At 43.4% G+C, this 24,833-nt stretch carries 24 protein-coding genes and 1 pseudogene; 9 read left to right on the top strand and 16 right to left on the bottom strand.

Annotated features, from left to right (window positions below; translation table 11 throughout):
- Positions 1 to 8 precede the first annotated feature (8 nt).
- From F967_RS01945 to F967_RS01920, 6 genes are all read right to left on the bottom strand, one after another.
- The gene (locus F967_RS01945) at positions 9 to 485 is read right to left on the bottom strand and encodes a phosphatidylglycerophosphatase A family protein (RefSeq protein ID WP_051060426.1); all 477 of its coding nucleotides are present in this window, start codon (positions 483 to 485) and stop codon (positions 9 to 11) included.
- 22 nt (positions 486 to 507) lie between these two features.
- The gene (gene thiL, locus F967_RS01940; protein WP_004797826.1) at positions 508 to 1,425 is read right to left on the bottom strand and encodes a thiamine-phosphate kinase; all 918 of its coding nucleotides are present in this window, start codon (positions 1,423 to 1,425) and stop codon (positions 508 to 510) included.
- Positions 1,426 to 1,437: 12 nt separating this feature from the next.
- Positions 1,438 to 1,887 carry a transcription antitermination factor NusB gene (nusB, locus tag F967_RS01935; RefSeq protein WP_004797825.1) on the bottom strand — a complete coding sequence of 150 codons (450 nt, stop codon included), beginning with the start codon at positions 1,885 to 1,887 and terminating at the stop codon, positions 1,438 to 1,440.
- A gap of 3 nt (positions 1,888 to 1,890) precedes the next feature.
- Positions 1,891 to 2,361: a 6,7-dimethyl-8-ribityllumazine synthase gene (gene ribE / locus F967_RS01930; protein ID WP_004797824.1), complete on the bottom strand. Its 471-nt coding sequence runs from the start codon at positions 2,359 to 2,361 to the stop codon at positions 1,891 to 1,893.
- 11 nt (positions 2,362 to 2,372) lie between these two features.
- Positions 2,373 to 3,494, bottom strand: a complete 1,122-nt coding sequence (gene ribBA, locus F967_RS01925) for a bifunctional 3,4-dihydroxy-2-butanone-4-phosphate synthase/GTP cyclohydrolase II (protein ID WP_004797823.1) — start codon at positions 3,492 to 3,494, stop codon at positions 2,373 to 2,375.
- Between the two features lie 159 nt (positions 3,495 to 3,653).
- A complete protein-coding gene (locus F967_RS01920) occupies positions 3,654 to 4,946 on the bottom strand; it encodes a hypothetical protein (protein ID WP_004760364.1) in 1,293 nt (430 codons plus the stop codon).
- A gap of 97 nt (positions 4,947 to 5,043) precedes the next feature.
- On the opposite strand from F967_RS01920, the gene serB reads away from it, so the two are divergent.
- From serB to F967_RS01905, 3 genes are all read left to right on the top strand, one after another.
- Positions 5,044 to 6,264 carry a phosphoserine phosphatase SerB gene (gene serB / locus F967_RS01915; RefSeq protein WP_004760366.1) on the top strand — a complete coding sequence of 407 codons (1,221 nt, stop codon included), beginning with the start codon at positions 5,044 to 5,046 and terminating at the stop codon, positions 6,262 to 6,264.
- Between the two features lie 403 nt (positions 6,265 to 6,667).
- Entirely contained in the window at positions 6,668 to 7,003 is a 336-nt protein-coding gene (gene aciT / locus F967_RS01910) for a ciprofloxacin tolerance protein AciT (RefSeq protein ID WP_004760368.1), read from the top strand.
- A 148-nt stretch (positions 7,004 to 7,151) separates the two neighbouring features.
- Complete coding sequence (locus F967_RS01905) at positions 7,152 to 7,631, top strand: hypothetical protein (protein WP_004797822.1); 480 nt, start codon at positions 7,152 to 7,154, stop codon at positions 7,629 to 7,631.
- Positions 7,632 to 7,678: 47 nt separating this feature from the next.
- Here F967_RS01905 and dtd read toward each other — a convergent pair whose 3' ends face one another.
- Positions 7,679 to 8,119, bottom strand: a complete 441-nt coding sequence (dtd, locus tag F967_RS01900; RefSeq protein WP_004797821.1) for a D-aminoacyl-tRNA deacylase — start codon at positions 8,117 to 8,119, stop codon at positions 7,679 to 7,681.
- Between the two features lie 149 nt (positions 8,120 to 8,268).
- Between dtd and pncB the strand changes: the two genes are divergently transcribed.
- The 3 genes from pncB (at position 8,269) to asd (ending at position 11,273) form a co-directional block, all read left to right on the top strand.
- The gene (gene pncB / locus F967_RS01895; protein ID WP_004679112.1) at positions 8,269 to 9,474 is read left to right on the top strand and encodes a nicotinate phosphoribosyltransferase; all 1,206 of its coding nucleotides are present in this window, start codon (positions 8,269 to 8,271) and stop codon (positions 9,472 to 9,474) included.
- Between the two features lie 102 nt (positions 9,475 to 9,576).
- Positions 9,577 to 10,425 carry a sulfurtransferase gene (locus F967_RS01890; RefSeq protein WP_004797820.1) on the top strand — a complete coding sequence of 283 codons (849 nt, stop codon included), beginning with the start codon at positions 9,577 to 9,579 and terminating at the stop codon, positions 10,423 to 10,425.
- Positions 10,422 to 11,273, top strand: coding sequence for an archaetidylserine decarboxylase (gene asd / locus F967_RS01885; protein WP_004797819.1), 852 nt, complete (start codon positions 10,422 to 10,424; stop codon positions 11,271 to 11,273). Before F967_RS01890 ends, asd begins: the two co-directional genes overlap by 4 nt.
- A gap of 67 nt (positions 11,274 to 11,340) precedes the next feature.
- On the opposite strand, the gene F967_RS01880 is transcribed toward asd, so the two are convergent.
- The 4 genes from F967_RS01880 to F967_RS01865 form a co-directional block, all read right to left on the bottom strand.
- Positions 11,341 to 12,414 carry a hypothetical protein gene (locus tag F967_RS01880; protein WP_155756389.1) on the bottom strand — a complete coding sequence of 358 codons (1,074 nt, stop codon included), beginning with the start codon at positions 12,412 to 12,414 and terminating at the stop codon, positions 11,341 to 11,343.
- 518 nt (positions 12,415 to 12,932) lie between these two features.
- Positions 12,933 to 14,291, bottom strand: a complete 1,359-nt coding sequence (phoR, locus tag F967_RS01875; RefSeq protein WP_004797815.1) for a phosphate regulon sensor histidine kinase PhoR — start codon at positions 14,289 to 14,291, stop codon at positions 12,933 to 12,935.
- Between the two features lie 8 nt (positions 14,292 to 14,299).
- A complete protein-coding gene (gene phoB / locus F967_RS01870; protein ID WP_004797814.1) occupies positions 14,300 to 15,010 on the bottom strand; it encodes a phosphate regulon transcriptional regulator PhoB in 711 nt (236 codons plus the stop codon).
- Positions 15,011 to 15,247: 237 nt separating this feature from the next.
- On the bottom strand, positions 15,248 to 15,925 hold the full coding sequence (locus tag F967_RS01865) for a TetR/AcrR family transcriptional regulator (protein WP_004797813.1): 678 nt from the start codon (positions 15,923 to 15,925) through the stop codon (positions 15,248 to 15,250).
- 301 nt (positions 15,926 to 16,226) lie between these two features.
- Between F967_RS01865 and F967_RS01860 the strand changes: the two genes are divergently transcribed.
- Entirely contained in the window at positions 16,227 to 17,054 is an 828-nt protein-coding gene (locus F967_RS01860) for an SDR family NAD(P)-dependent oxidoreductase (protein ID WP_004797811.1), read from the top strand.
- 72 nt (positions 17,055 to 17,126) lie between these two features.
- On the opposite strand, the pseudogene F967_RS01855 reads toward F967_RS01860, so the two are convergent.
- Together F967_RS01855 and F967_RS01850 are read right to left on the bottom strand one after the other, a co-directional pair.
- Positions 17,127 to 18,495, bottom strand: a pseudogene (locus F967_RS01855) (MATE family efflux transporter).
- Positions 18,496 to 18,593: 98 nt separating this feature from the next.
- Entirely contained in the window at positions 18,594 to 19,748 is a 1,155-nt protein-coding gene (locus F967_RS01850) for a pyridoxal phosphate-dependent aminotransferase (protein WP_004797808.1), read from the bottom strand.
- A gap of 337 nt (positions 19,749 to 20,085) precedes the next feature.
- Between F967_RS01850 and F967_RS01840 the strand changes: the two genes are divergently transcribed.
- Complete coding sequence (locus F967_RS01840) at positions 20,086 to 20,514, top strand: hypothetical protein (protein WP_228127268.1); 429 nt, start codon at positions 20,086 to 20,088, stop codon at positions 20,512 to 20,514.
- A 38-nt stretch (positions 20,515 to 20,552) separates the two neighbouring features.
- On the opposite strand, the gene F967_RS01835 is transcribed toward F967_RS01840, so the two are convergent.
- Genes F967_RS01835 through F967_RS01825 form a run of 3 tightly spaced genes read right to left on the bottom strand, consistent with a single transcriptional unit; the run spans position 20,553 to position 23,013 of the window.
- Positions 20,553 to 21,860, bottom strand: coding sequence for a DUF445 domain-containing protein (locus F967_RS01835; RefSeq protein ID WP_004797806.1), 1,308 nt, complete (start codon positions 21,858 to 21,860; stop codon positions 20,553 to 20,555).
- 18 nt (positions 21,861 to 21,878) lie between these two features.
- Positions 21,879 to 22,436 carry a CC0125/CC1285 family lipoprotein gene (locus tag F967_RS01830; protein WP_004683590.1) on the bottom strand — a complete coding sequence of 186 codons (558 nt, stop codon included), beginning with the start codon at positions 22,434 to 22,436 and terminating at the stop codon, positions 21,879 to 21,881.
- 37 nt (positions 22,437 to 22,473) lie between these two features.
- Positions 22,474 to 23,013 carry a DUF924 family protein gene (locus tag F967_RS01825; RefSeq protein ID WP_004683589.1) on the bottom strand — a complete coding sequence of 180 codons (540 nt, stop codon included), beginning with the start codon at positions 23,011 to 23,013 and terminating at the stop codon, positions 22,474 to 22,476.
- Positions 23,014 to 23,247: 234 nt separating this feature from the next.
- Here F967_RS01825 and gshA point away from each other — a divergent pair, with 234 nt between their 5' ends.
- Positions 23,248 to 24,825 (top strand): glutamate--cysteine ligase, encoded by a 1,578-nt coding sequence (gene gshA, locus F967_RS01820; RefSeq protein WP_004683588.1) that lies wholly within the window; start codon positions 23,248 to 23,250, stop codon positions 24,823 to 24,825.
- The last annotated feature ends 8 nt before the right edge of the window (positions 24,826 to 24,833 follow it).

The raw sequence follows: 24,833 nt of genomic DNA, 5'->3' as shown, positions 1-24,833 counted from the left end.
TCAATGGTTTAAGTCAAAAAATAAAAATGAATCATAAAAATACAAAGCGCAGCCCAAAGACCTGCAATGATGTCATCAAGCATAATCCCTAGACCACCAGTAACTTTTTGGTCTGCCCAACTAATCGGAAATGGTTTCCAGACATCAAATATACGGAATAATACAAATCCAGCAATGACCCACAACCCATTCATTTGCTGTAAATAAAGCAAAGGCAGGAAAGTAATGGACTGTCCTGCGAACTCATCCCAGACAATACGTCCGTCATCATGCACATTGAGGACTTTGGCGGTTTGTCCGCAGATATAAATGCCGACAATCGACATGATCAGGATGGCAATCAAGCTGCCATAGAAACCCAATTGTAGCCACAATGGTACAAACAGCAGGGCAAAGGCTGAACCAAATGTTCCAGGGGCTTTGGGCGCTAAGCCAGAACCGAAACCGACACCGCAAAAAACGATGCAGCGGTTGAACCAGCTCATTTGTTTAAAGTGAATCGGTGGCTTATGCAAAGTGTTGATATCCCTGAACAGGTAATGGGTGATTTTCACCCATATACACAAATGACAATCCAGTTTGTTGGGTGATTTCACCAATTATTGTAAGCGGAACATCTAATTGTTGTCGAAGTAGTTTTTCAAAATTTTGCGGTGATATTGTAAAGCACAGCTCATAATCGTCACCACCCGCAAGGGCGTAGTGCCATGCCTGCTGTTTTTCCAGATTTTTGAGTGATTCATCAATCGGAAGCTGATCAAGTTGCAGTTTTGCACCGACATTGGACGCCTTCAGAATATGTCCCAAGTCCTGGGCCAATCCATCCGAAACATCAATCATACTGGAGGCCAGACCTTTGAGTTGTTGTCCTAAAACACAACGTGGCGTTGGATAATCAAGTCGTTGCTGTAGGGCATGGCCAAGATGCTGTAGCCCAAATGCGGCATCGCCAATCTGACCACTGACACAAATGTAGTCACCCACTTGTGCACCTGATCGGGTAATGGCCTGACCCTGTTCAATCCAGCCCAGTGCCGTGACCGTGATGGTCAGTTGGGAACTCTGTGTGGTATCACCACCAATCAGACTAGCACCAAATTGATCGCAGCAATCGAACAAGCCCTGACTAAAGCTAGCTAGCCAGCCATGATCAACTGTTGGTAGGCTTAATGCCAGTAAAATACTATGCGGTTTTGCACCCATTGCAGCGAGGTCAGATAAATTGACCGCCACACTTTTCCAGCCGATGGCATGGGCAGAGGTATCGGTTGGAAAATGTCGACCAGCAACCAGTGTATCGGTACAGATCACCAGTTGCTGTGAGGGAGCAGGAGTCACAATCGCTGAGTCATCACCAATTCCTAAACTGACATCGGATTTTGATGCACGTTTAAAGTATTGATCAATAATTGAAAACTCAGCCATGACACAAGCCTGTTATTTAGCTTGCTGTTTTTCAGTTTCACGAAGCTTTGAGGAAAGACGGTCCAGTACACCATTGATGTATTTATGGCTGTCCGCACCACCAAAGTGTTTTGCCAGCTCAATCGCTTCATCCAGCACTACACGGTATGGAACTTCGAGGTGATCCCGTAATTCATAGGCACCGAGTCGTAAAGTGGCAAGTTCCACACCATCGAGGGCATTTAACTCACGGTCAAGGACAGGGATGAGCAACTCATCCAGAGCGTCATGTTGGGCAACCACTTGAGTGAGCAATTCATGGTAATAGTTAAGGTCAACCTTGTGCATGGCATTTTCAACACGGGTGCGTGCCTCAATTTCATGGACAGGGTTCTGACTCATTTGCCATTCATAAATCCCTTGTACAGCAAAACGACGTGCTTTGCGTTTCGCTGCATAAGCGGCCTGAAGTGTTTGCGACATGCTTTAAATTGCCTTTAATAAGTTAACCATTTCGATTGCAGTCAATGCAGCTTCGCTACCCTTGTTTCCTGCTTTCGTACCAGAACGTTCAATTGCCTGCTCAATGCTGTCTGTTGTCAACACACCATTGATTACAGGCATAGTGCTTTCAAGTGCAACCACACCTAGACCTTTGGCACATTCACCCGCAACAAAGTCAAAGTGTGGAGTGCTACCACGAATCACTGCACCTAAAGCGATGATGGCATCAAACTGGTTTGAGGCAGCCAGCTTTTTCGCAACGATAGGAAGTTCCCACGCACCTGGCGCATGAATCACGGTAATCGCATCTTCTGCAACGCCATGACGTTTTAAGGTGTCAATCGCACCTTCCAGTAAATGTTCAACCACGAAGCTGTTGAAACGACCAACCAAGATCGCATAACGACCTTCGCTTGCGAGATGTAGTAAACCTTCAATTCGGCGAATTGCCATAACAACCTCGATTATTTTGCTGTGACTTGATCGGCAGTGATGTATTCCACTACCTCTAAATTAAATCCTGATAGTGCATTGAAACGAAGTGGTGAACTCAACAGTTTCATTTTCTCAACACCCAGATCACGTAAAATCTGTGCACCAACACCAATGGTCTGATATTGCTGGGAGAGGGCGGCATTGGATTTCAAAGGCATTGGTTGATTCAGGTGATGAATTGCATGACCGAGATCTTCCAGATGGTCCTGTCCAATCCATACCAGCACTCCACGGTCGCTCTCTGATATGGTTCTCAGTGCGAGGTCCAGACTCCATGCAGTGGAGCCATCTGCTTTATTGAGTTTTAGCAAGTCACGTACAGGGTTGAAACCATGCACACGAACTGTGGTGACCCCTTGTTTTGGTTCACCTTTCACTAACGCCAGATGGATGTCTGGACTGCCGATTTCACGGTATTTATACAGTTCAAACGCACCATATTCAGTGTTAATGGTTTCCTGGGACAGGCGTTCAACCGTTTGTTCATTGGTCATACGGTAATGGATCAGATCCGCAATCGTACCGATTTTTAAGCCATGTTTCTCTGCAAATACTTCTAAATCAGGGCGACGCGCCATAGTGCCGTCATCATTAATGATTTCACAGATCACGGACGCTGGCTCAAGACCCGCCAGACGGGTTAAGTCGCAACCTGCTTCAGTATGGCCTGCACGGTGCAGTACGCCACCTGGCTGTGCCATTAATGGGAAAATATGGCCTGGCTGAACGATATCGCTTGGCTTGGCATGTGCCGCAACCGCGGTACGGATGGTATGCGCGCGCTCAGCAGCGGAAATGCCTGTGCTGATGCCTTCAGCTGCTTCGATTGAGAGGGTGAAGTTGGTCGCGTGCTGTGCGCCGTTCTGGTCAACCATCAACGGAAGATTCAGTTGTTTACAACGGTCACGGCTGAGCGTCAGGCAGACCAAACCACGTGCATGGGTAATCATGAAGTTAATATCTTCAGGGCGCACATGCGTTGCGGCGATGACCAGATCACCTTCATTTTCACGATCTTCATCATCCATCAGGATGACCATTTTGCCTGCACGAATATCTGCGACAAGCTCTTCAACACGACTCAGCGGCATTCGCTTTCACCTTTTTATTGCCTTTCAAGGCACTCATATTCGATAAACCACGCATAGTTTACCGCATTTTAACAAATTTCGCCTGTGCTTCTTGATCAATTAAAAAGCCTGATGCCTTAGAAAAGCGATCAGGGTAATCAGGAAACAGATGATAATGGATTATGACGCTGGAATATCAGAAGATTCACTTGAAACTTTTGCTTTCTTACCCATCAGGATTTCAGTGCGAAGATTTTGCGCCAAAGTGGCACACTGCTCATTCATCCCATTAATCATAAAGGCATGACGGGTCATGATATTGCTTGGGTTTGGCATTGCCACCAGTTCATAACTGTTTTGAATGGTTTTAAGCTGGTCATGGCTCAGGTGCAAAGCAGCCTCTTTTGCATGCAAATGCTGGGTAAGGCGTTTAGATGCCTCAATTGCGTCCAGTTGCATCGCATCCACCGCACTTGCCACCGCGCCACGGGTCTGTAGTGCAAAGCGTTTATCTTCACGGTATCGCTTGTACAGCACCTCTGCCAGCAACTGGAACACTGCACCCACCATCATCAGGCATTCAAGCGCATGTGGCTTTTCCAGTGTGGTTGATAATGTGGCACCCTCGGCATTAAATTGCTGTACCACATGAATATGTGAGGCATCCATTTGATAATGTCTACTACACAGATCAATACTTTTATCTAAAAATAACTGGCAAAGCTTGAAGTAGGGAACCGAGACTGACTGGTTTACACTGCTTAGCAACTGCTTTGGATCATAAAACTGGATATTCAGCGCCAGCGTTGCGTGGTCAAGCTGGGTTTGTTCGGCTGGCTTCTTTTCAATCCGTGATTTTGGTTGTGCTTTTGCCTGTTGCTGGGCTTGTGCGACCAGCGTCACGGTGTTCTGTTTTTCCAGTACCAATGCCTGAGTTAAACGCTGAATCTCATGTTTAAGATGATTTTCCTGATTGATACGGGCTAAATATTCACTGCGTGTTGGACGGGCAATGGCACGGTAAGCCAGCCAAATCAGGAAGTGGATAAACAATGATGCTAAAATCGCCAGCCATTGTGTGCGTAAGATTTCACCAATACTTGGCTGGATCAAGGTGATTTCGACCGTTCCTACTTTCTTTTCATTTTGTAGGGCATCACGCACAAAGACTTCACCCTGACGGGTTTTGGCCATACCACTGGTTGCAAGCACCTGTTTATTGGCATCGAGGATACGAATGGATGCGACACTTGGGTTGGTTGCATAACGGTTGGCCACCAGTGCCAATGAGACCGTGTTGGCGGGTTCCAGTTCTGAAAGGCTATCTGCCACAAGCTGACTGGTCATCAGTTGTCCCTGACTGGCGCGGTTTTCATTGAGTTGATGTGTCGTTGCAATCACCAGTAAAAAGGTATGCAGTGCAAAACTTACGATCAGCAGGCTAGCAAATAGCCCTTGGCGTGGCGCATTCAAGTTAAACTTCCAAGATAAATAAGAGTCAAATAGATTCAGGTCAGGTTATGTTATGATTCTTACATACAATAGTTGTCGCTCAACCACGAGTCAATTCATGCGAGAAATCATTCTTATATCCTTTTTAGGACCAGATCAACCGAATCAGTTTACTCGATTAATGCAGGTGCTCTCCGTACATTCTTTGCAAATACTCGATGTGGGTCAGGCTGTTATCCATAATCAACTCACCCTTGGGATTGTTGTGGCATCGGATAATGAGACTGCAACCGCATTGGCAATGAAAGAGATCCTGATTTTAGCACATGATATTGGCTTAACTGTGCGATTTAAACCAATCTCTAACGCAGAATATGAACAATGGGTGAGTGAGGGTGGACGAACCCGCTATATCGTGACTGCGCTTGCCCCAGAACTCACGGCGGCACATTTGCAGGCAGTGACCAAAATTGTGTCAAGTCAGGGCTTTAATATTGAAACAGTGACACGTTTGTCGGGTCGAATGGATCTGGAAACCAATAGCCCATTTCCGCGCCGTGCCTGTGTGCAGTTTGGTTTAAGTGGACAAATGTTGGATGCACAAGCGATGCGAGCTGCATGTTTGAGTTTGTCAGGTGAGCTGAATATTGATGTTGCGGTACAGGAAGACAATGCCTATCGCCGTAACCGTCGTCTGGTTTGCTTCGATATGGATTCAACCCTGATTGAGCAGGAAGTGATTGATGAGTTGGCGCTGGAGGCGGGTGTGGGTGCTCAGGTAGCTGAAATTACTGAGCGAGCCATGCAGGGGGAGCTGGATTTTCAGCAAAGTTTCCGCGCCCGTGTTGCCTTGTTAAAAGGTCTGGATGCTTCGGTTCTACCAAAAATTGCAGAACGTTTAACTGTGACCGAAGGCGCAGAGCGTCTGATTTCAACCCTGAAAGCATTAGGCTACAAAACCGCTATTTTGTCGGGTGGATTCCAGTATTTTGCTGAATACCTACAGGCCAAGCTCGGAATTGATGAAGTGCATGCCAATATTTTAGATGTGCAAGATGGTTTAGTCACTGGTGAGGTTAAAGGTGCGATTGTCGATGGCGCACGAAAAGCTGAATTACTGCGTCAACTTGCCGATAAAATGGGTATTTCACTAGAGCAAGCGATGGCGGTAGGCGATGGAGCAAATGATTTGCCAATGCTGTCTATTGCAGGCTTAGGTGTGGCGTATCGCGCAAAACCATTGGTTCGTCAAAATGCCAATCAGGCAATTTCAAGTGTTGGTTTAGATGGTGTGTTGTACTTATTGGGTATGCACGATAAAGACTTAAATCGCGCTTAAAAGCTTAAAACACTTCCTGTGCATCATGTCGTTTTGTCACGATATGGTGCATTTTTATGGTGTCATGATTTGTTCATAATCATGTCTAAATGTATAGAAATACAACGATAAAAAAATTCAAGAAAAAGTTTTTCTACACAAAAAATATCGGCTATTTATTTGTAATGACACGCGGTAATTGATGCCATATAGCAATATTGATGTTTGATGATTTTAAAATGTGTAATGACAAAAACATATTGCGACAGCTTGTGTCGTAGCATTGGTTTTTACCTCTTTTCTTCTTAAAAAAAACTTCCATAATGCATAAAGACCTAAATGCAATGAGTTAGTAAGCGTTAGAAATTACACAACAATAGCGGTCTGAACAGAACAGACTAATTTTTTTAAGACGGAGGTTTATATGGAAGCAGCGAATTTCACCATGTGGGTTGGATTTGGCTTGATCGCTGTCGCAGTTATTGCTGTTTTCTTTTCTCCTTATCGTCGTTGGCTAGGTTTTATGTTGGCAGGTATGCTGTGCTGGGGATTGCTGGAAATGGTGCGCTTTGGGGTGCAAACCATGTTCGACATGTCGGTCGCCTATAGTTATTTGACAGCCTTAAGCCTTGCGATGGTAACGGTGACATTCATACTTTTACGTGAAGACAAACAAACACAAAAGCAATTGGCGAAACGTCAGTATATTGAACACACCCCTGTGTACAAGGATGACCAACAACAATGCTCTAGCAGATAATCCATAATAATATCAATTATATCAAAGGCATGCTTGACATGCCTTTTTTGCACTAACTTTCTGAAACAAAGCTTTTACCGCCTTTGCAACAATTGTGCTAGGATACAGTTGTCTTAATTTTCATCATAATACTGTGGGCATAAATGTCATGAAGCTTTCTTCTTTACCTGTGATTCAGTTACCTATTGTTGATGTAAGCACGGATCCGTTAGATTTGTTGGTGGCAGGTTTGGCGTTACGTATGAAGCAATTGGCACGTACCAGCCCAAAGTTTATTGAATTGGTTCATGACCGTGAATTTCGTATCCAGATTGGTACAGATGCAGGGTTGGCACGTCAGATTATTGTCAACCGTGGCAAGATTGATACAGTTGCGGGCAGCCCAGAAAAGGCTGACTTTATTTTGCAGTTTGCTTCAAGTGAGCAGGGTGTGAAAACGCTGGTGAAAGGCGATCCAACTGCATTCATGACAGGCATGCAGGATGGCAGCATTAAAATGGAAGGTGACTTCAGCCTGCTGGTCTGGTTTAATCAGGCGGCAAAATTGATTCCACCGAAAGTGCCAAAACCTGTAAAAGAAAAAATTCGTCAGGTGCGTGCCTTTATTAAAGAAAAAACAGGCAAATAAACGACCTGAAAAAAACTCCCAAATAGGGAGTTTTTTTACGCCGAAATTTATTCAATCTCCAAATTAAAGGTCACTGGTCCGTCATTGATTAAATGAACTTTCATATCAGCAGCAAAAATACCTGTTTGGACATGAGTAAATTGTTGACGCGCATATTCCACCAATTGCTCATACAAAGCTTTCGCTTCGGCTGGCGGCATGGCAGGTCCAAAGTCTGGGCGCAGCCCTTTCTGGGTGTGTGCCATCAAAGTAAATTGTGAAACCAATAAAAGTCCACCATTGGCTTGACTGACATTCCAGCCCATCTTGCCGTTCTCATCATCAAAGATGCGGTACTTTAAAATCTTGTCAATCAGCTTCTGGCCCTTTTCAAGAGTATCTTCTTTACCCACTCCCAGAAATACCAGTAAGCCATGTTGAATCTCACCTGTGGTTTGTCCTTCAACCACAACGCTGGCTTCGAGTACCCGTTGAATTAATGCGCGCATAACATTGAAACATAGATGAAAAAGACAGGGAATTCTAGCAGACAAATGAACCTGAAAATTGACTGTGCAGCAAAAGTCTACTATTCAATCCCAGCCATTTGGTTGTATAACAACTGATATTGCAAAAGAATTGGTCAAAACCATCGCCTATGTCTGCCGTTATTCAATCTTTACTGGACACCGACCTGTATAAATTCACCATGCTGCAAGTGGTGCTGCATCAGTTTCCACAAACGCACAGTGTTTATTTATTCCGTTGCCGAAATCTGGAGGATACCGCCTATCCCTTGACGGAAATTTTGGGTGATCTCAACCATCAGCTCGATTTGCTGTGTGAACTTCGCTTTAAAGAGGATGAATTGCAGTATCTCCGTTCACTGCGCTTCATCAAGAGCGACTTTGTTGACTATCTGGAGTTGTTCCAGCTCAAGCGACGTTTTATTCAGGCCAGTATTGATGCGGCAGGGCGGCTGGATATTCGGATTGAGGGGCCGATGGTGCAGGCCATGATGTTTGAAATTTTTGTCTTGGCCATTGTCAATGAACTGTATTTCCGCCGTATCCGTACCGATGAGGTACTGGCGGAAGGTGAACGTCGCTTACAGCACAAGCTGGTGCAACTGCAACACTATGCCCAGCAACAGCAGGACAATGATCCCCCATTCTTGGTTTCAGACTTTGGCACCCGTCGCCGTTATAGTTTTGATTGGCAGAAGCATGTGGTGCAGGCGTTTCATGATGCTGCACCGCAAGTATTCCGTGGCACCAGCAATGTACTGCTGGCGAAAGAGTTGGGTATCAGCCCGATTGGAACCATGGCCCATGAGTTTTTACAGGCATTTCAGGCGCTGGACGTGCGGTTGCGCAATTTTCAGAAAGCCGCGCTAGAGGCATGGGTACAGGAATATCGGGGTGACCTGGGGATTGCCCTGACCGATGTGGTGGGGATGGATGCGTTCCTGCGTGATTTTGATCTTTATTTTGCCAAGCTGTTTGATGGTTTGCGCCATGATAGTGGTGATCCCTATGAATGGGGTGACAAGGCTTATGCACATTATCGTCAATTAAAGATTGACACCAAGACCAAAATGCTAACCTTTAGTGATGGCCTTAATTTGGAAAAAGCATGGTTATTGCATCAATATTTTAAGGACCGTTTTCAGGTCAGTTTTGGGATTGGCACCAACCTCACCAATGACATGGGGCAGACACCGCTGAATATCGTGTTAAAACTGGTAGAATGTAATGGGCAGTCGGTGGCGAAGATCTCGGACAGCCCAGGAAAAACCATGACCGATAATGATACATTTCTGGCGTATTTGCGTCAGGTGTTTGAAATTGAGGAAGCGATGTAGTCTATACTTCTTTTTGGCTAAACCAATGCAAAAAATCAGACAAAGATAAAAAGTCGGCTATGTTAAAATCATTGTAGTGCTGTGGCGACAAGACCCCTAACCATGACAGATGTAGACTTTAAACTTGATTTACTGATTGAACCTGAACAGCTTGTGCCCTACTTGGGGCACGAGTTGATTCGTATTATTGATTTAAGCCGAGCATCGGTTTATGAGCAACTACATATCCCGCATGCGATTCATTTGCAGCCAAAGTATCTGGTGGCGCAACAGGAACAGGCCAATGGTCTATTGCCCGATGTACAGGGATTAAAAACCCTGATTGAAAAGCTGAATATCTCACCGCAGCATCATGTCGTGGTTTATGATGATGAGGGCGGTGCTTGGGCAGGGCGACTGATCTGGAATCTAGATTGTCTTGGTTTTACCCGTACCAGTTTGATCAATGGCGGAATTCATGGCTGGTTGGGCGCTGGTCTACCCACCACCGCAATGGTTGAAAAAGTCATCCCTGTCGCTGATGTGCTACAGGTTGATCTGGATAGTGTGCAACAGCATCGGATTGAATACAACGAGCTATTGCAGCAGGTTCAAGAACAGAATATTCAGCTCTGGGATTGTCGTACCAATGAAGAATATACTGGACTACGTTTAGCTGCGCGTCGTGGGGGTCACATCCCAAATGCACTGCATTTTGAATGGAGTACTGCCCTTAATCGTGAAAATCATCTAAAATTACACCCGCTTGAACGCACTCAACAACGTTTGGAGCAATTAGGCTTTAATTTACAACAACCTGTGGTGGTCTACTGTCAGTCGCATCACCGTTCGGGTTTGGCGTATATATTGGCAAGATTGCTCAATTGGCAAGTCAGGGCCTACGATGGTGCGTGGAGTGAATGGGGCAATCGCCTCGATAGTCCTATTATTTCAGGGGAGTCACCATCTTGAGTTTTTCAGCAGATTTAAAAAAACAACTTTTTATCAAAGTACAGAATCTTGTGCCACAACATCAACTGAGCCGTGTCATTGGCAAGGTTGCCGCAAGTGAAAATGTTTTGGTGAAAACTGCTGTTATTCAGGCGTTCAAAGCAAAATACGGCATTGATATGAGCATTGCCGAACAAACGAATCCGAATCAGTATAAATCATTTAATGAATTTTTCACCCGTGCATTAAAACAGGGTGTGCGTGGTGTAGATGAGCGTGCCGATAGTATTGTTAGCCCTGCGGATGGTGCGATTTCGCAGTTAGGTAAAATCGAATCTGGCGATATTTTTCAGGCCAAAGGTCAAAGTTTTTCTGTTGAGAAATTGATTGGTGATCCGCAATTGGCCAAACCATTCCAGAATGGGCAATTTGCAACGGTTTATTTATCACCGAAAGACTATCACCGCGTACATATGCCATTTGCTGGAACATTAACGGAAACCTTATATATTCCAGGCGAGTTATTTTCAGTAAACCAAACAACTGCGGAAAATGTCCCAGGCTTGTTTGCCCGTAATGAACGTATGGTGTGCCTGTTTGATACTGAGCTGGGCCGTATGGCGGTGGTGTTGGTGGGTGCGATGATTGTGGCTGGCATTGAAACCGTTGCGACAGGTAGGGTGAAGCCATCAGGTAAAGTTGAGTTACAGCATCATCAACTGCAACTGGATAAAGGTGCGGAGCTTGGACGTTTCTACTTGGGTTCAACAGCCGTTGTTTTATTTGAACAAGATAAAATGGTGTGGGAAGAGCAGTTTAAAGCCAATTCTACTGTAGTGATGGGTGAGCGGTTGGGGCGTATGGTTTAATTTTGGAATCATAAAAACCCTTTAAATTTTTAAAGGGTTTTTATTTTTATATTTCGCATAAGGCGTATTATGCTAAATGGGAGCCACCAACAACTAAAGATAGACCCGAACCTTCGTTAATCCACTGGTTGCATGTAATAGTAATTTCCTTGTCTGAATTTGATAGATTATGTTGCACATCGTACTTAGCACCTACTACAAAAACGGAATAGTCTTTAATAAAAAGGTCATCATCACATCTTAAATAAAAGCGAAAACCATCGGTAGGCTGAAGAGCTTTAAATGTTAATAATATCCAATGATCTTCACCGTATTCTTGTACATTTAGATCAACATCTAGATGATTACAATCTCTCATATTCTCATAATCATTAATGACTATTTTACATTCTCTTGTAGGTTTTCCTTCTTTAATATTTTTTTCATATTTAAAATCATCTTCTTTGAAAGTCTGCATATAACCAGTTGGACTGCTTATGCTAAGAAAAGTACATTTATTATCTGGCATAGCTTCGTCTAAACCAATTGTGATGTCTCCATACCCATCGACTGATGGATAAAGTCTATAGCTATATTTACCTTCTATGGCTATTTTATTTTTTGTTTTATCAAAGTATGCACGACTCATAACTGTATAGTTACTTCGTACATTTTTTTTATTAATATCTAGGGCTTTATCAATAAAAAAGCCATAAAAATTCCCAATGTTAGGATAATTATTAGTCTCTGCAATTGATGGCTGAATCAAAGTTTTAAGAACATCTTTCTTTGATGCAGAGTCAATATTGTTTAAAAAATTTCTTTTAATAACAATACTTTCAAGTAATCCTCTAATCTGATCAATGAATGCAGATGTACCCGATGCAAATGAAAATATTGCAGAAATGATAATTGCAACACCAACATAATTAAAAACTAAGATAGCTATATTAATAAGGTAATGTCTTGTAGTAGATGGATTTTCTATTTCTAAAACAATAGAAATAAGTAATAAAACTATTCCGATCCATACATAATTGAGAAAAAAACTAATAATCCACGTAAAAACATTTTTAACCCATAGACAAAACTTATTAGGCTTCTTTTCTTCATCAGAGACTCTGTTTTTTTCATCAACAGATTTACTTTTCTTATCAGACATAAAAAACTTATTCAGAAAAAAAGCATTGTATTTCATATGCTTTGAAGTTGCCAACTTAAATTATATAGAATTTGAAAGAAATTCTTGATGTATGATAATCTTATATTGATACTTTTAACTTTATCTAGAATTAGCATAACGGCTGTTATACGAAATAAATTAAATTTAAATATTTAAAAATCAATTATTTAATTTCTTTATCATCTTAAAAAAGCAACAAGCTAACTTGGAAACATGTTGGCTCATTTTTACGCAGTTTTAATATTTCTTGCTAAGCATAGAACTAGCTCTGTACGCTTTTTCTTACACTGATTCCAGTCAATGGCGCATTTCCATACTCCAGAAAATCACCTAATATTAACTCATCAGGAACAGGAAGTTCCAGAACATAAAACAAAAATGATAAGTTCAGGCATCAGGACGTGAGGTAGGACAGGAGTTATACCTAAAGTGCGAAATACAAAAAAGCCCGACAGGATGTCGGGCTTTTTTACATTTGGTACAACGTGGGTAGCTCTTTATACCATACGGTACAAGCGTTCTTTCGGAAAAACCGCAGTAAAGGTTGAACCCTCGTTTTCTTTCGAGCTAATTTCCAGATGTGCACCATGCTGCATCAGCACGTGTTTGACAATGGCGAGGCCCAAACCTGTTCCCCCTGTCTGGCGGCTACGTGCACTGTCAACACGATAAAAACGCTCAGTTAAACGGGGTAGATGTTTGGGGTTAATGCCAATCCCATTGTCTTGTACGGTAAAGTAGGCGTGATCACCATCTTCATGCCAGCCAATGGTGATAATGCCACCTTTAGGGGTGTATTTAATGGCATTGGTAATCAGGTTGCTGAATGCACTGGCAATTTCCATATCTGAACCGATGAGGTCACAGTGGCTATCAATATCCAGATTCAGGGTATGACCATAATCCAGATTATAGGCACGGGCATCATCGAAGATCTGGTTCATTAAATTGGCCATATCAATAATCTGATTTTTTGCCACTTTCTTATTATTTTCTAAATTGGAGAGTAATAATAAATCGTTGACCAATGCATTCATCCGCTTGGTTTGTGACTGCATTTGGGTAAAGGCACGTTTCCAGCGTGGGGTAATGTCATCCTGATCGGTAAAGGTTTCGATATAGCCACTGAGCACGGTCAATGGCGTTCGTAGTTCATGTGAGATGTTATCGACAAAGTCCTTACGCATTTGTTCAAGATTGTGCATGCGGGTAATGTCATAGGCGACCAGCAACCGACTTTCACCCCCAAAACGGGTCAGTTTCACCTGTACATAATGTTCTTCATCCATTTTGACCTGTAGACGAATGCCATCGGGTGCCTGATCACTATGCTTGAAATATTCAATAAATTTGGGTTGGCGTAAAATCGCCAGCAAGTTACGCCCTCGGTCCAATGGGCTAATCCCCAGTAATTTTTCCGCAGCGGGATTCCACCATTCAATTTGATGCTGGTCATCAATCAAAACCACTGCCTCAGCCAACGCCACCAGAGATGATTGGGCGCGGTCGATCAGTCCGACCATTTCCGCCTGAACAATACGTTCCTGACGCTGGGCACGGTAGACATTGAACAGCAATGCACCCCAGATACCATTGAGGTTGGGTGGCACATCGTAGGGGCGATTGGAAATCCAGTCATTGACCAGATAAAGCGAGCGTAGCTGGAGGGCAAAAAAAACCACGAACGCGATAAAAACACAGCTCCAGAAGTATCCGACCCCGAATCCAATCAAGCTTGCAATCAATAAGAAAAACAGCAGCAGCCTTAAATCCTGTTTTGCAAACGTCCATAAACTGCTGTAGCGAAAACGCTGGTGTTCACGAGCGAGTTCAGGGACGGGATAGGGTTCATACATAAAGGATTTTAACCTGCCGCCAAATCAGCGCGTGTAGAGAAACGATAGCCTGTGCCACGTACTGTTTGTACAAAACGATCCACCCCAAAAGGTTCTAAGACTTTGCGTAAACGGCGGATATGCACATCAATGGTACGGTCCTCAATATAGACGTTACCGCCCCAAACCTGATCCAGTAATTGTGCACGTGTATACGCACGTTCAGGATGGGTCATGAAGAAAGCCAGCAAGCGGTACTCGGTTGGCCCCATATCCAAAATGCTGTTGCCAAAACTGACGCGCTGGCTCACAGGGTCAAGCATCAGCCCATTAGCATCAATGACTTTTTCGCCACTGAGTGCATTGGCACGGCGCAACACCGCCTTGATGCGTGACACCAGTTCACGAGTGGAGAATGGCTTGGTCATGTAGTCATCGGCGCCTGCATCCAGCCCTTGAACCTTGTGGTCTTCCTCACCACGCGCAGTCAGCATGATCACGGGAATTTCTGTCAGATTCTCATCGCGTTTCAGGCGGCGGCACAAATCCACACCACTGACTCCGCCAGGAAGCATCCAGTCCAGCAAAATAAGTGCAGGACGCTGATCAACGATGATCTGGTGTGCCTGTTTGGCATCTTCCGCCTGTAGGCACTGGAAACCCGCCATATCCAGAGAGGTATGGATCATTTCGCGGATTGGTAGCTCATCATCGACAATTAAAATATAGTCATCTTTCACAGCGCAATACCCTTAAATATGGTTTTTTAGTTATGACAGGCTTATTACAAAGATTAATTATGACAATATCATTGCAAAAGAGCTGATAAAGTCGAATTTAGCAATAAATTGTGACAATTTGAGGGCAGGGTAGTGACCAAACGATGACAGTTAAAATGTCAATAAAACTATCAAATTCATCTGTTTAAATCTGCCTCAGTTTTGGCACGGCTCATGTCATAAAACTGTAAAATGACTTTAATTTTTTTTGGCTGTGGTTTCAATAAAAGACAGGAATACTGCACAGCAAGCCGACAAAACGTCCTCCAGTGGCTGCTTGAAACCCTCGGAAACCCAACGGATGATAATATGTGTGACATAGCCATTCAGTCCTGTTGCCATGAGAGAAACCTCTTCACCACTTTGGGGTGCATTTGGCATGGTAATCATCATGAATGCTTGAATAATACGATCAAATTGGGTCAAGGTTTCCTGAATGGTGGTCTGATTATGTAAATCCTGCACCAACATGGCATCAATATAAATGATTCGCGCCATGCGTGGGTCATCCTTGATGGCACTGAGCAGGGCAGACAACCCGGCCGTGACCATATTCTTAGGTTCAGGCGCGGCCATGAGTACCGCCTGAGTCAGGCAAGTCTGCATTTTTTCAATCATTTTCAGGAAAACTGTCTGGAACAGTTCCTCACTTTTCTTAAATGATTCATAAAAGTAGCGTTCTGTCAGCTTGGCTTCATTACAGACATCCTTGACCGTCACGGAGAAGAATCCCTGTGTGCCATACATGGCAATGCCTGCTTCAATCAGTTTTTCGCGGCGTGCCTCCTTGCGCTCAGTCAGGGAGAGGCCCTTGAACTGGCGTTCTTTAGTGTCAGCCGTATTTTTCTTGCGTGTCGATCGTTCTTGAGTTGCCATTGAGAAAACCGTTTCCTAAAAAGTCTTTAAATCATGTAGCTGATACTTATTTCTGTTTCAACAATGTTGTGCCTAGCATAACCAAATTTTGAAAATCCATCTTGTCTCTTTTAACCATGTTCAGCCATAAAGTGTAAATAGGCCTATTATGACATGTAAGGTGTTGGTTATTGCCATTTGTCTTAAAGCTGTAGTGTACTATATTGACAACCAGTATTGTCAAAATTATATTGGTTATAGCTTAAACTGCACATGATCAAGACAAATGTGTGCATATCATTCGCAATACAAAGGATAGGCAATGAAAAATTTTAAAAATAAAGTCGCAGCGATCACAGGTGCAGGTTCTGGGATTGGACAGCAATTGGCAATTTTATTGGCTAAACAGGGTTGCCATTTGTCATTGAGTGATATCAATGAAAAGGGGCTGACGCAAACTGTTGAGTTGTTGAAACAGTATCCAGTGACTGTAACAACCAGAGTGCTTGACGTTTCAAACCGTGATGCGGTGAAACAGTGGGCACAGGAAACGGTACAGGATCATGGTTCAGTGAATATGATCTTCAACAATGCGGGTGTGGCTTTGGGCTCAACTGTTGAAGGCGCAAGCTATGAAGATTTAGAGTGGATCGTTGGAATTAACTTCTGGGGCGTAGTTTACGGCACCAAAGAATTTTTACCATTCATTAAGCAAACCAAAGATGGTCATATCATCAATATCTCCAGTATTTTTGGTTTAACTTCGCAACCAACACAATCTGCATACAATGCAACAAAATTTGCGGTACGTGGTTTTACTGAATCATTGCGTCAGGAACTTGATATTGAAAAGAGTGGTGTAAGTTCACTGTGTGTACACCCAGGGGGTATCCGTACCAATATTGCCAAAGCGGCGAAAATGAATGACAGCCTGAAGAGTCTGGGTATGGACCCGAACAAGTCCATCAAGCAGTTTGACAAGTTCCTGCGTACGCCACCAGAAGAGGCGGCCCGTCAAATTCTTAATGCGGTATTGAAAGACAAGCGCCGTCTGCTGATCGGTACAGATGCGCGTATTGTGGATTCTTTCCAGCGTTTATTCCCAACGGGTTATCAACGTCTTGCAGCGATTGCAACGAAAATGATGTAAGTCTTGGCATCATGATAGAAAAAGCCATTCTAAACAGAATGGCTTTTTACTTGAATTTAAGAATAGTTCCTTCTAAATCAACTTTTCAATTCTGGATTTTTTCCAGACAAACTGATAATAACTCGCCTGAAAAATACACAGGCACACAAAAGACAGTGCATAGGCCATCCAGATGCCTGACAGGCCCCAAAGTTTGCTGAATCCATACGCGCATGGCACCTCAATCAGGATGATGGTCAAAATATTGATCAGCATTGGGACATTCACCGTTCCACTGGCCCGCATGATTGAAGCAAAAATAGCACTCGCACCAAAGAATAAAATTGACCACAACACAATAAACAACAGTTGCTGTCCAAGCTCAATCACGCTGTGATCGATAATAAACAGTGCCATTAAATATTTTGAGAATAAATAGGCGAGAGCAATCAGGCTGCCTGTAAACAGGAAGTTCATGCCTAAAGCAGTACGGGTGACTTTGGCCAATAAATCGGGCTTGCCAGCACCAATCGCCTGCGCGGCAAAAATAGAGGCTGCAATTGAAATGGACAGTGCTGGAAACTGGATATAGTTCAGCACCTGATTGACTGCTCCATAAGCCGCAGTGGCATGTGCGCCGTAATGGTTGATCAGGCCAATAATCACTAACCCTGCCAGCGATGTTGTGACCATCTGGATGCCTGTTGGAATTCCCAGTTTTAAGATCAGTTTGCTGAGTGTGGCATCATGGCGAATATGCTGTAAAAGCGCACGGTCAATCTTAAGTGGGTGGTTTTTATAATTGAGGTAAAACCCTAGAAAAACCAGTACGGCTGCATAGCCCAGAATGGTGGCGATGGCTGGCGCAATAATCCCGAGGGCAGGAAAGCCAAAATAGCCTTTTAGCAATACAGGCGTGACCGCCAACCCAATCAGGCTGGTCAGACTTAAAGCAATCAATGGTGTCACACTGTCACCGACACCGCGAAGAATTGAGGTGTAGATAATATAGACAAACAACAGTGGGCTACCTGCCAGCATCCATTGTACATAAGGGTAGTGAAAGGTGCATGACCTTGACATCTGTACCCAGCAATTTCAACATGGGCTCAGCCATCATCACGCCTAAAACTGCAATCACACTACCGCCAATCATGGTCATGAACAGGGTCGAACCAATCACACAGCGCACTTTCTCAAGATTCTGGGTACCCCATGCCTGTCCCACCAACACGGTGGTTCCCGCCGAGATCCCAATGACAAAGGCAAGCAGAAAGAACAGGATTGGAAAGAATACTGAGACGGCGGCAATGGCATCCACGCCCATCATTTGTCCGACAAAGATGGTATTGATGGTACCCGACAGGTTTTGCAAAATATTGGTGGCAATCAAGGGAACCAGAAAGACAAAAAATGTTTTCCAGAGGTTTGGCTGCATCACCAGAGGTTGGTGTGGTGTCATTCAGTTTCCTTCATGCTTCATCCTGAAACATCTATTTTTTTCACCATACCATCATCAATCAGGTTGAAGTCATGATTATTCGGTTTATTTTTTGTTGATTAGCACTGAGCTAGAATTTCGCCTGCACGTTGCAGGGTCTGGTCGGCTTTGGCAAAGCAGAAACGAATCAGGCGTAGTGATTCGGGCGCTTGTTGATAAAAAACGGAAATAGGAATCGCGACAATTTTGTGTTGCTCTGCGAGGAATTGGCACATTTCCACATCATTCAAGTCAGGGCGAATCGCACTATAATCGAGATTTTGGAAATAAGTGCCTTGTGATGGAATAAATTGGAAACGTGAGTTTTGAATTTGGGTATTAAAAAGATCCCGTTTTGTCTGATAAAAATGTGGGAGTTCCTGAATGTGCTCAGGATGCTGTTGCATATAATCAGCAAGCGCAATCTGGCAAGGTGTGGTGCCACAGAAGTTGGCAAATTGATAAATCTGACGGAACAGGCGCATCAGGTTGGGTGGGGCAACACAATAACCCGTTTTCCAACCTGTGACATGATAACTTTTTCCAAAAGAACCGATTACATAACTGCGTTCACGTAATTCGGGGAATTGCAGTGCACTAAAATGTTTTTGTCCATCAAAAACCAGATGTTCATAGACCTCATCAGAGAGCACAACGATATTTTTATCTTGAATGAGTTCAATCAGTTGATGCCAGTCTTGTTCTGACCAAATCGCACCCGTTGGGTTATGTGGCGTATTGACAATGATCATGCGGGTTTTGGTATTGATGCGGTCTTTAACCTGTTGCCAGTCCACCTGAAAGGTCGGTGCCTCCAGATGTATATGAATGGATGTTCCACCTGCCAGTTGTACCGCAGGGGCATAGCTGTCATAGCTCGGGTCAAAAATAATCACTTCATCATCTGCATGGATACAGGCTTGAATGGCACAAAAAATCGCAATGGTTGCGCCAGGGGTAATGGTAATTTCGGTGGCAGGATCGAGTTGCAGTTGATCTCGTTGTAAAAACTGTTTGGCCAGTTGTTCTCTGAGGACTAAAACACCATCTCCCGCAGGGTATTGGTTATAACCTGAAAGCGTGGCTTGGCTCAGCGCTTCAAGCAATGCAGGTGGAGCAGGGAAATCGGGGAAGCCCTGTGACAGGTTCAGGGCATTCAGTCGTTGTGCGAGTTCAGTCATCACGCTAAAAATAGTCACGCCTTGGCTTGGGAGTTTTGACTGAAGCTGCAACATGGTTTTTAACCTGATTGATGTTTTATTTAGGACTGATTGTATCGAGAAAGAGCGGCCTTTTCCAAATTATCGACCTCTAAATAAAAAGAGATATGTCTCTTATTGGTTTGAAACATGTGTTTCAGATCAAGAGAAATATTGGAATGGTGTCTTAATAAAAACAATACTGACAAAATTGGTCATTTTTGATTTGAAATTGTAAATTTAATTGTTAATTTTCAAATATATATGGTGTTTAAATTTTATTTTTTAAGCGATATAATTTACAGATAGTGATTAAAATAAATACTATTTTTGTCAAATAGAGCATTCAGTAATGGACAGTTTCGATCTATAAATACGCTACCCACATCATATTGATTTAAAAGATGTAGAGCAGCTTGAGGCACTGAATACCATTGGGGTATTAACTCGTTTTGATAAAATGGGCTGGAAAAAACAATTAAGCCGTTGGCTACAGCTTGATGGTGCTAGCCCAACGTTTACCATTACCGATGAAAAGACAGAACAGACCATAGAAATCGTATTGAATACCTATGGGTCATTTCAAGAACTTAACTTTATTGTCAAGACAGACATTCCTGTAGTTGTTGCTAAAAAACAAATATTTGGGTTGATTACGCTTCAGGCGAAAGAGACGGTTCAGTTTAAGCAGCTTTCTCTGGTACAGGTCAAAACCTACCTCACTGCGTTCTTAAAGCAGGACACCGATGCACTGGTTCGATATTACCAGCAAAGCAAGCAACAACTGGCGCAATCTGCATAACGATGAGGAATAAATTCCCCCCATCGTTCTGTTGCCATTTACAAAACATTCTCAACCACAGCACGGATTACACCCAGTGCCAAGCCAATAAACGCCCCGACAATCACGCCATTGACGCGGATCATGTGTAAGTCACCACCCACCTCACTTTCGATTTTGGCAATCATTTCGCGTGAATCCCATTCGTGAATACGCTCGCTGATATAACGGATGATCTTGTCGCTATATTGTTCGCTAAAGTTGGTTGCCAAACCGACCATTTTTTCATTCAGAACCTGACGTACTTTTTCATTCTGAATCAAGCTTTCACCAAGCTGTTGTATCGCAGCCTGTAAATTCGTTGCAATACCAGAATCTTCCTGCATTAAATCCGTTTTAATCGCATCACATAAAATTGCCACAGCACCACTAATAAAGTTCAGCACCTGTGGACTGTCCAGCACATCATCCTTGCTCTGATTTAAGCGCTTGCTGGCTTCACTGTTGCTGTCCGCAAGCTGCAACATCAGATTATGTGTGGTTGTTTCAATGTCTTGTCGCCATGGATGTTCAGGATTGGCCAACATCGATTCAACTTTTTCAATCAGTGAGTCAATGGTCCGTTGTTGCACATCAATCCCAATCCAGCTTGCGCCTTTGGCTAGTTTCCAAACACCTAATTCTTGGAACAGTTTACGTGATAGATCTCGTGCCTTTTCAGGATGAGAGACCATCCACTCATGTGCCAGATCAAGACCGCGTTGTAATACGTCTTGATGGAAATCATTTTCTAAAACAGCACGTAACATTTCACTGGCGAGTTTATTGATTTTGGTACTGCGTATCCATTGCACACTATTGTTTTGCACAAAGTGGGCAATTTGATCTTGGCTCACAAATTCAAAAATTTTCGGCACAGTATGTTGAATCATCTGTACGACTTGCTGGTTATTTTGAGGGTTGGCTAGCCATTGACCGACGGCCAAACAGAGGTCAGCATTTTTTAAACTGCGTTCAACGATTTGAGGAGATAAAAAGTTTTCTTGTACAAAACGCCCCATTGATTCTGCAATACGCGCTTTATTCCGTGGAATGATTTCGGTATGGTCACGCAATAGTTTGGGTAAAGGCATTTTTCCAAAAGGATTGCGGAAAAGTACAGTGACAGCGTACCAATCAGCCAGCCCACCAACTACACCTGCTTCCGCACCTAACATAAAAATATGAATGACCCATTTATATTCAGGTAAAAAATGCGCCGCGACCATTAAGCCAATCCATGCTACAACCGCAATGATCAATGCCATAGTGGCGAAGTACTTACTTCTTTGCAGGCTCGGTACGTGAATTTCTTCGACTGAATTCATTGAGTCATCCTTATCAATTTACTTTTTGCTTTGAGATGGCGCAGGGGGCTGCAACACGTCTCCTGTTGGACTCAATCCGTATTTTTGCCCTAATGATTGCAAAATGAGGTGCGCATCAAATGCGTCAGGCGATTGCTGCTGAGTCTGAAAACACTCAATAGTATACGACACTTGGATTGGATCAAGATTGACCACTTGAGGCATATCATAGAATGGATCAGGCCAAAAGGCGGGATGTCGTCGATAATAACCATATGGGTAATAAGAGGGTGTCGGATAAATCACAGCTTGGCGTTGTGTCTTGTGACGTGCATTACTTGGATCATCAACAACGGTAAAATAACGGAAACCGTTTTTGACAGTGGTTTGTGCCGCCTTTAACAAGGTTATCTCCTCGGCTGTACCATAACTCAAATTACGATCAGCCTGAAAACCCACACGGTAAGTTTTGTTATTTAATGGATAAGCGGTGAACTGTCCAAGTTGGTCGAATGTTCTGGGTTGTGATGGGACACTGGCACAGCCTGTAAATGTCAGTGCGACAAGGAGCGGTGTGCACATCAATAAGGTTTTCATAGGCAATTCCTGTTTTTCAGCGTCTGGGAAGATGGTCCTAAAAGCTACTGTTCGGTTGGGTTAAAAATTCAAGTTCCTCTGCGCTTGAGCTTCGCCCTAAAATCGCATTGCGATGTGGATAGCGCCCAAAACGGTCAATAATCACTTTATGCTTTTTTTCAAAGCTCAAATTAATTTCGTTCCCTAAACGTTGGAACAGTTTTAAAGCAAACTCATGCATTAATTTAGATTCACTATGCATAAATGGCATATATAAAAATGAGCGATGATCAGGGCTGAGCTGGGCATCCAGTTGCAGGCTAATCGCCTCCTGCGCCAGCATCAGTGCCATGCTGTCATGGGCAAAAGCCTGTGGCTGGTCGCGATACAGGTTTCGGGAGAATTGATCCAGCACAATGATTTCTGCCAAGCGTCCCTCGGCGGTCTTGCGCCATGACCACAGTTCAGCCTGTATAGCCTGATGATGAATTGCTTGAAAACGCTCACGAATTTTTGCATCAAATTCATCACTTTTGGCGAACCAGAGTGAACGGTGGTCAGGATCAAACCAGAAATCAAGAATGTCTTGGGCTTGCATGGGTGGATATCCATCGGAAGATTTATTTTTAATAAAATCACAATTTCAGCGTGTTTTATATAATCGGATTGTGTTAAAAATTGCCAAGCTAAACCAATACAATCAGGTGACTAGGCCATAATTGTCGTTATAATTGGCTGAGTCGAAAGGATTGCTATTATTCAAATCCAATCTACTCGACAAAGTCGTTGCCATTTCGTTGGTCGGCTGATCTTGAACAAGCGAGCATATAATATGAATCAACCCAGCACACTTTCCGCCTCTGTGATACCAACGTGGGTAGATGCCTCGCTATTCAAGGGGATGCTGCGTGGTATAGAGCGTGAAAGTCTGCGTATGCAAAGCAATGGATTTTTATCACAAAAAAATCATCCAAAAGCTTTAGGCTCGGCACTGACCCATCCACATATCACCACAGATTATTCCGAAGCGTTGATGGAGTTTATCACCAACCCACAAACTAGCATTGCCGCCGCGTTAAATGAACTCAGGGATATTCATAGCGTGGTACATCAGCAGCTAGAAGATGGTGAGCGTCTATGGCCACTGTCCATGCCGTGTATGTTGGATGATAATGAAGAAAATATCCGATTAGCACAGTACGGCACTTCTAATATTGGCCGCTTTAAAACCTTATACCGCCGTGGTTTGGGTGTGCGCTATGGTCGCCGTATGCAGACCATTTCAGGGGTGCACTACAATTTATCTTTTCCTGATCAATTATTTGTAGTATTGCAGCAACATGAAAGCAATCCAGAATTAAAGCAGCTCAGTCCGCAAGATTACCGTAGTCACCGCTATTTTGGCCTGATTCGGAACTTTATCCGACTTACCCCATTGGTTATGTATCTTTTAGGGGCAAGCCCATCGGTTTGTCGTTGCTTTTTAACAGGGCGTGAGCATCACTTGCAGCCTTTGGTTAAAGGAACATTATATTTACCAGAAGCCACTGCATTACGCATGGGGCGCTTGGGATACCAGAATTCAGCGCAAAAAGAATTAGGTATTCATTACAACGATCTACACGATTATCTTGAGGGATTACAAAAAGCGGTGCATACCCCTTATCCTGAATTTACCAATTTAGGTCTGGATGATGAGAATGGTGAACCGATTCAGATCAATGACCATGTGCTGCAAATTGAAAATGAATACTACAGTCTAGTTCGCCCAAAGCAAGTACCACAAGCGGGTGAAACTCCATCACAAGCATTGAAGAATCGTGGTGTTGGATATGTAGAATTACGTGCTGTAGATGTGAACCCTTATAGTGCGATTGGAATTGATGAAATTTCAGCGGGTTTTCTTGAAAGTTTAGCATTGTATTGTTTATTAAATGACAGTCCTGATTTGTTTGCAGAAGAGCAAGAGCAAATTGATCATAATCAAACTGAAGTGGTTAATCGTGGACGTGCAGTAGATGCTAAAATTATAGAAGGTGAAACAATAGTTTCACTTCATGATTGGGCTCAGCGTCATTTAAATGCGATTCAAGACTGCGCTATTTTGTTAGATCAAATGGATGGTTCACAGTTATATTCTGAGGCAATCCAAGTGATGCAGCAGCGTTTAGATCATGTTGACAATACGCTTTCCGCGCATGTGATTAAAGATACTTTGGATCATGGTGGGACATGGAGCTTTGGGAGTGTTATGGCTCAACAACATGTCAATCGTTATGAGCAACATCAGCTGAGTGCAGAAAGACAACAATATTTTGCAGAATTAGCGCAAACATCGTTGCAAAAACAGGTGCAACTTGAACAAGATAACGACATCAGCTTTGAACAATATCTTGCACAATACCGTTAAAATTTTAG

Source organism: Acinetobacter sp. CIP 102637, from assembly GCF_000368425.1.
GTDB lineage: Bacteria > Pseudomonadota > Gammaproteobacteria > Pseudomonadales > Moraxellaceae > Acinetobacter > Acinetobacter parvus.
Note: the sequence above shows the minus strand (reverse complement) of the source record. Positions and strands in the feature narration are given on the sequence as shown.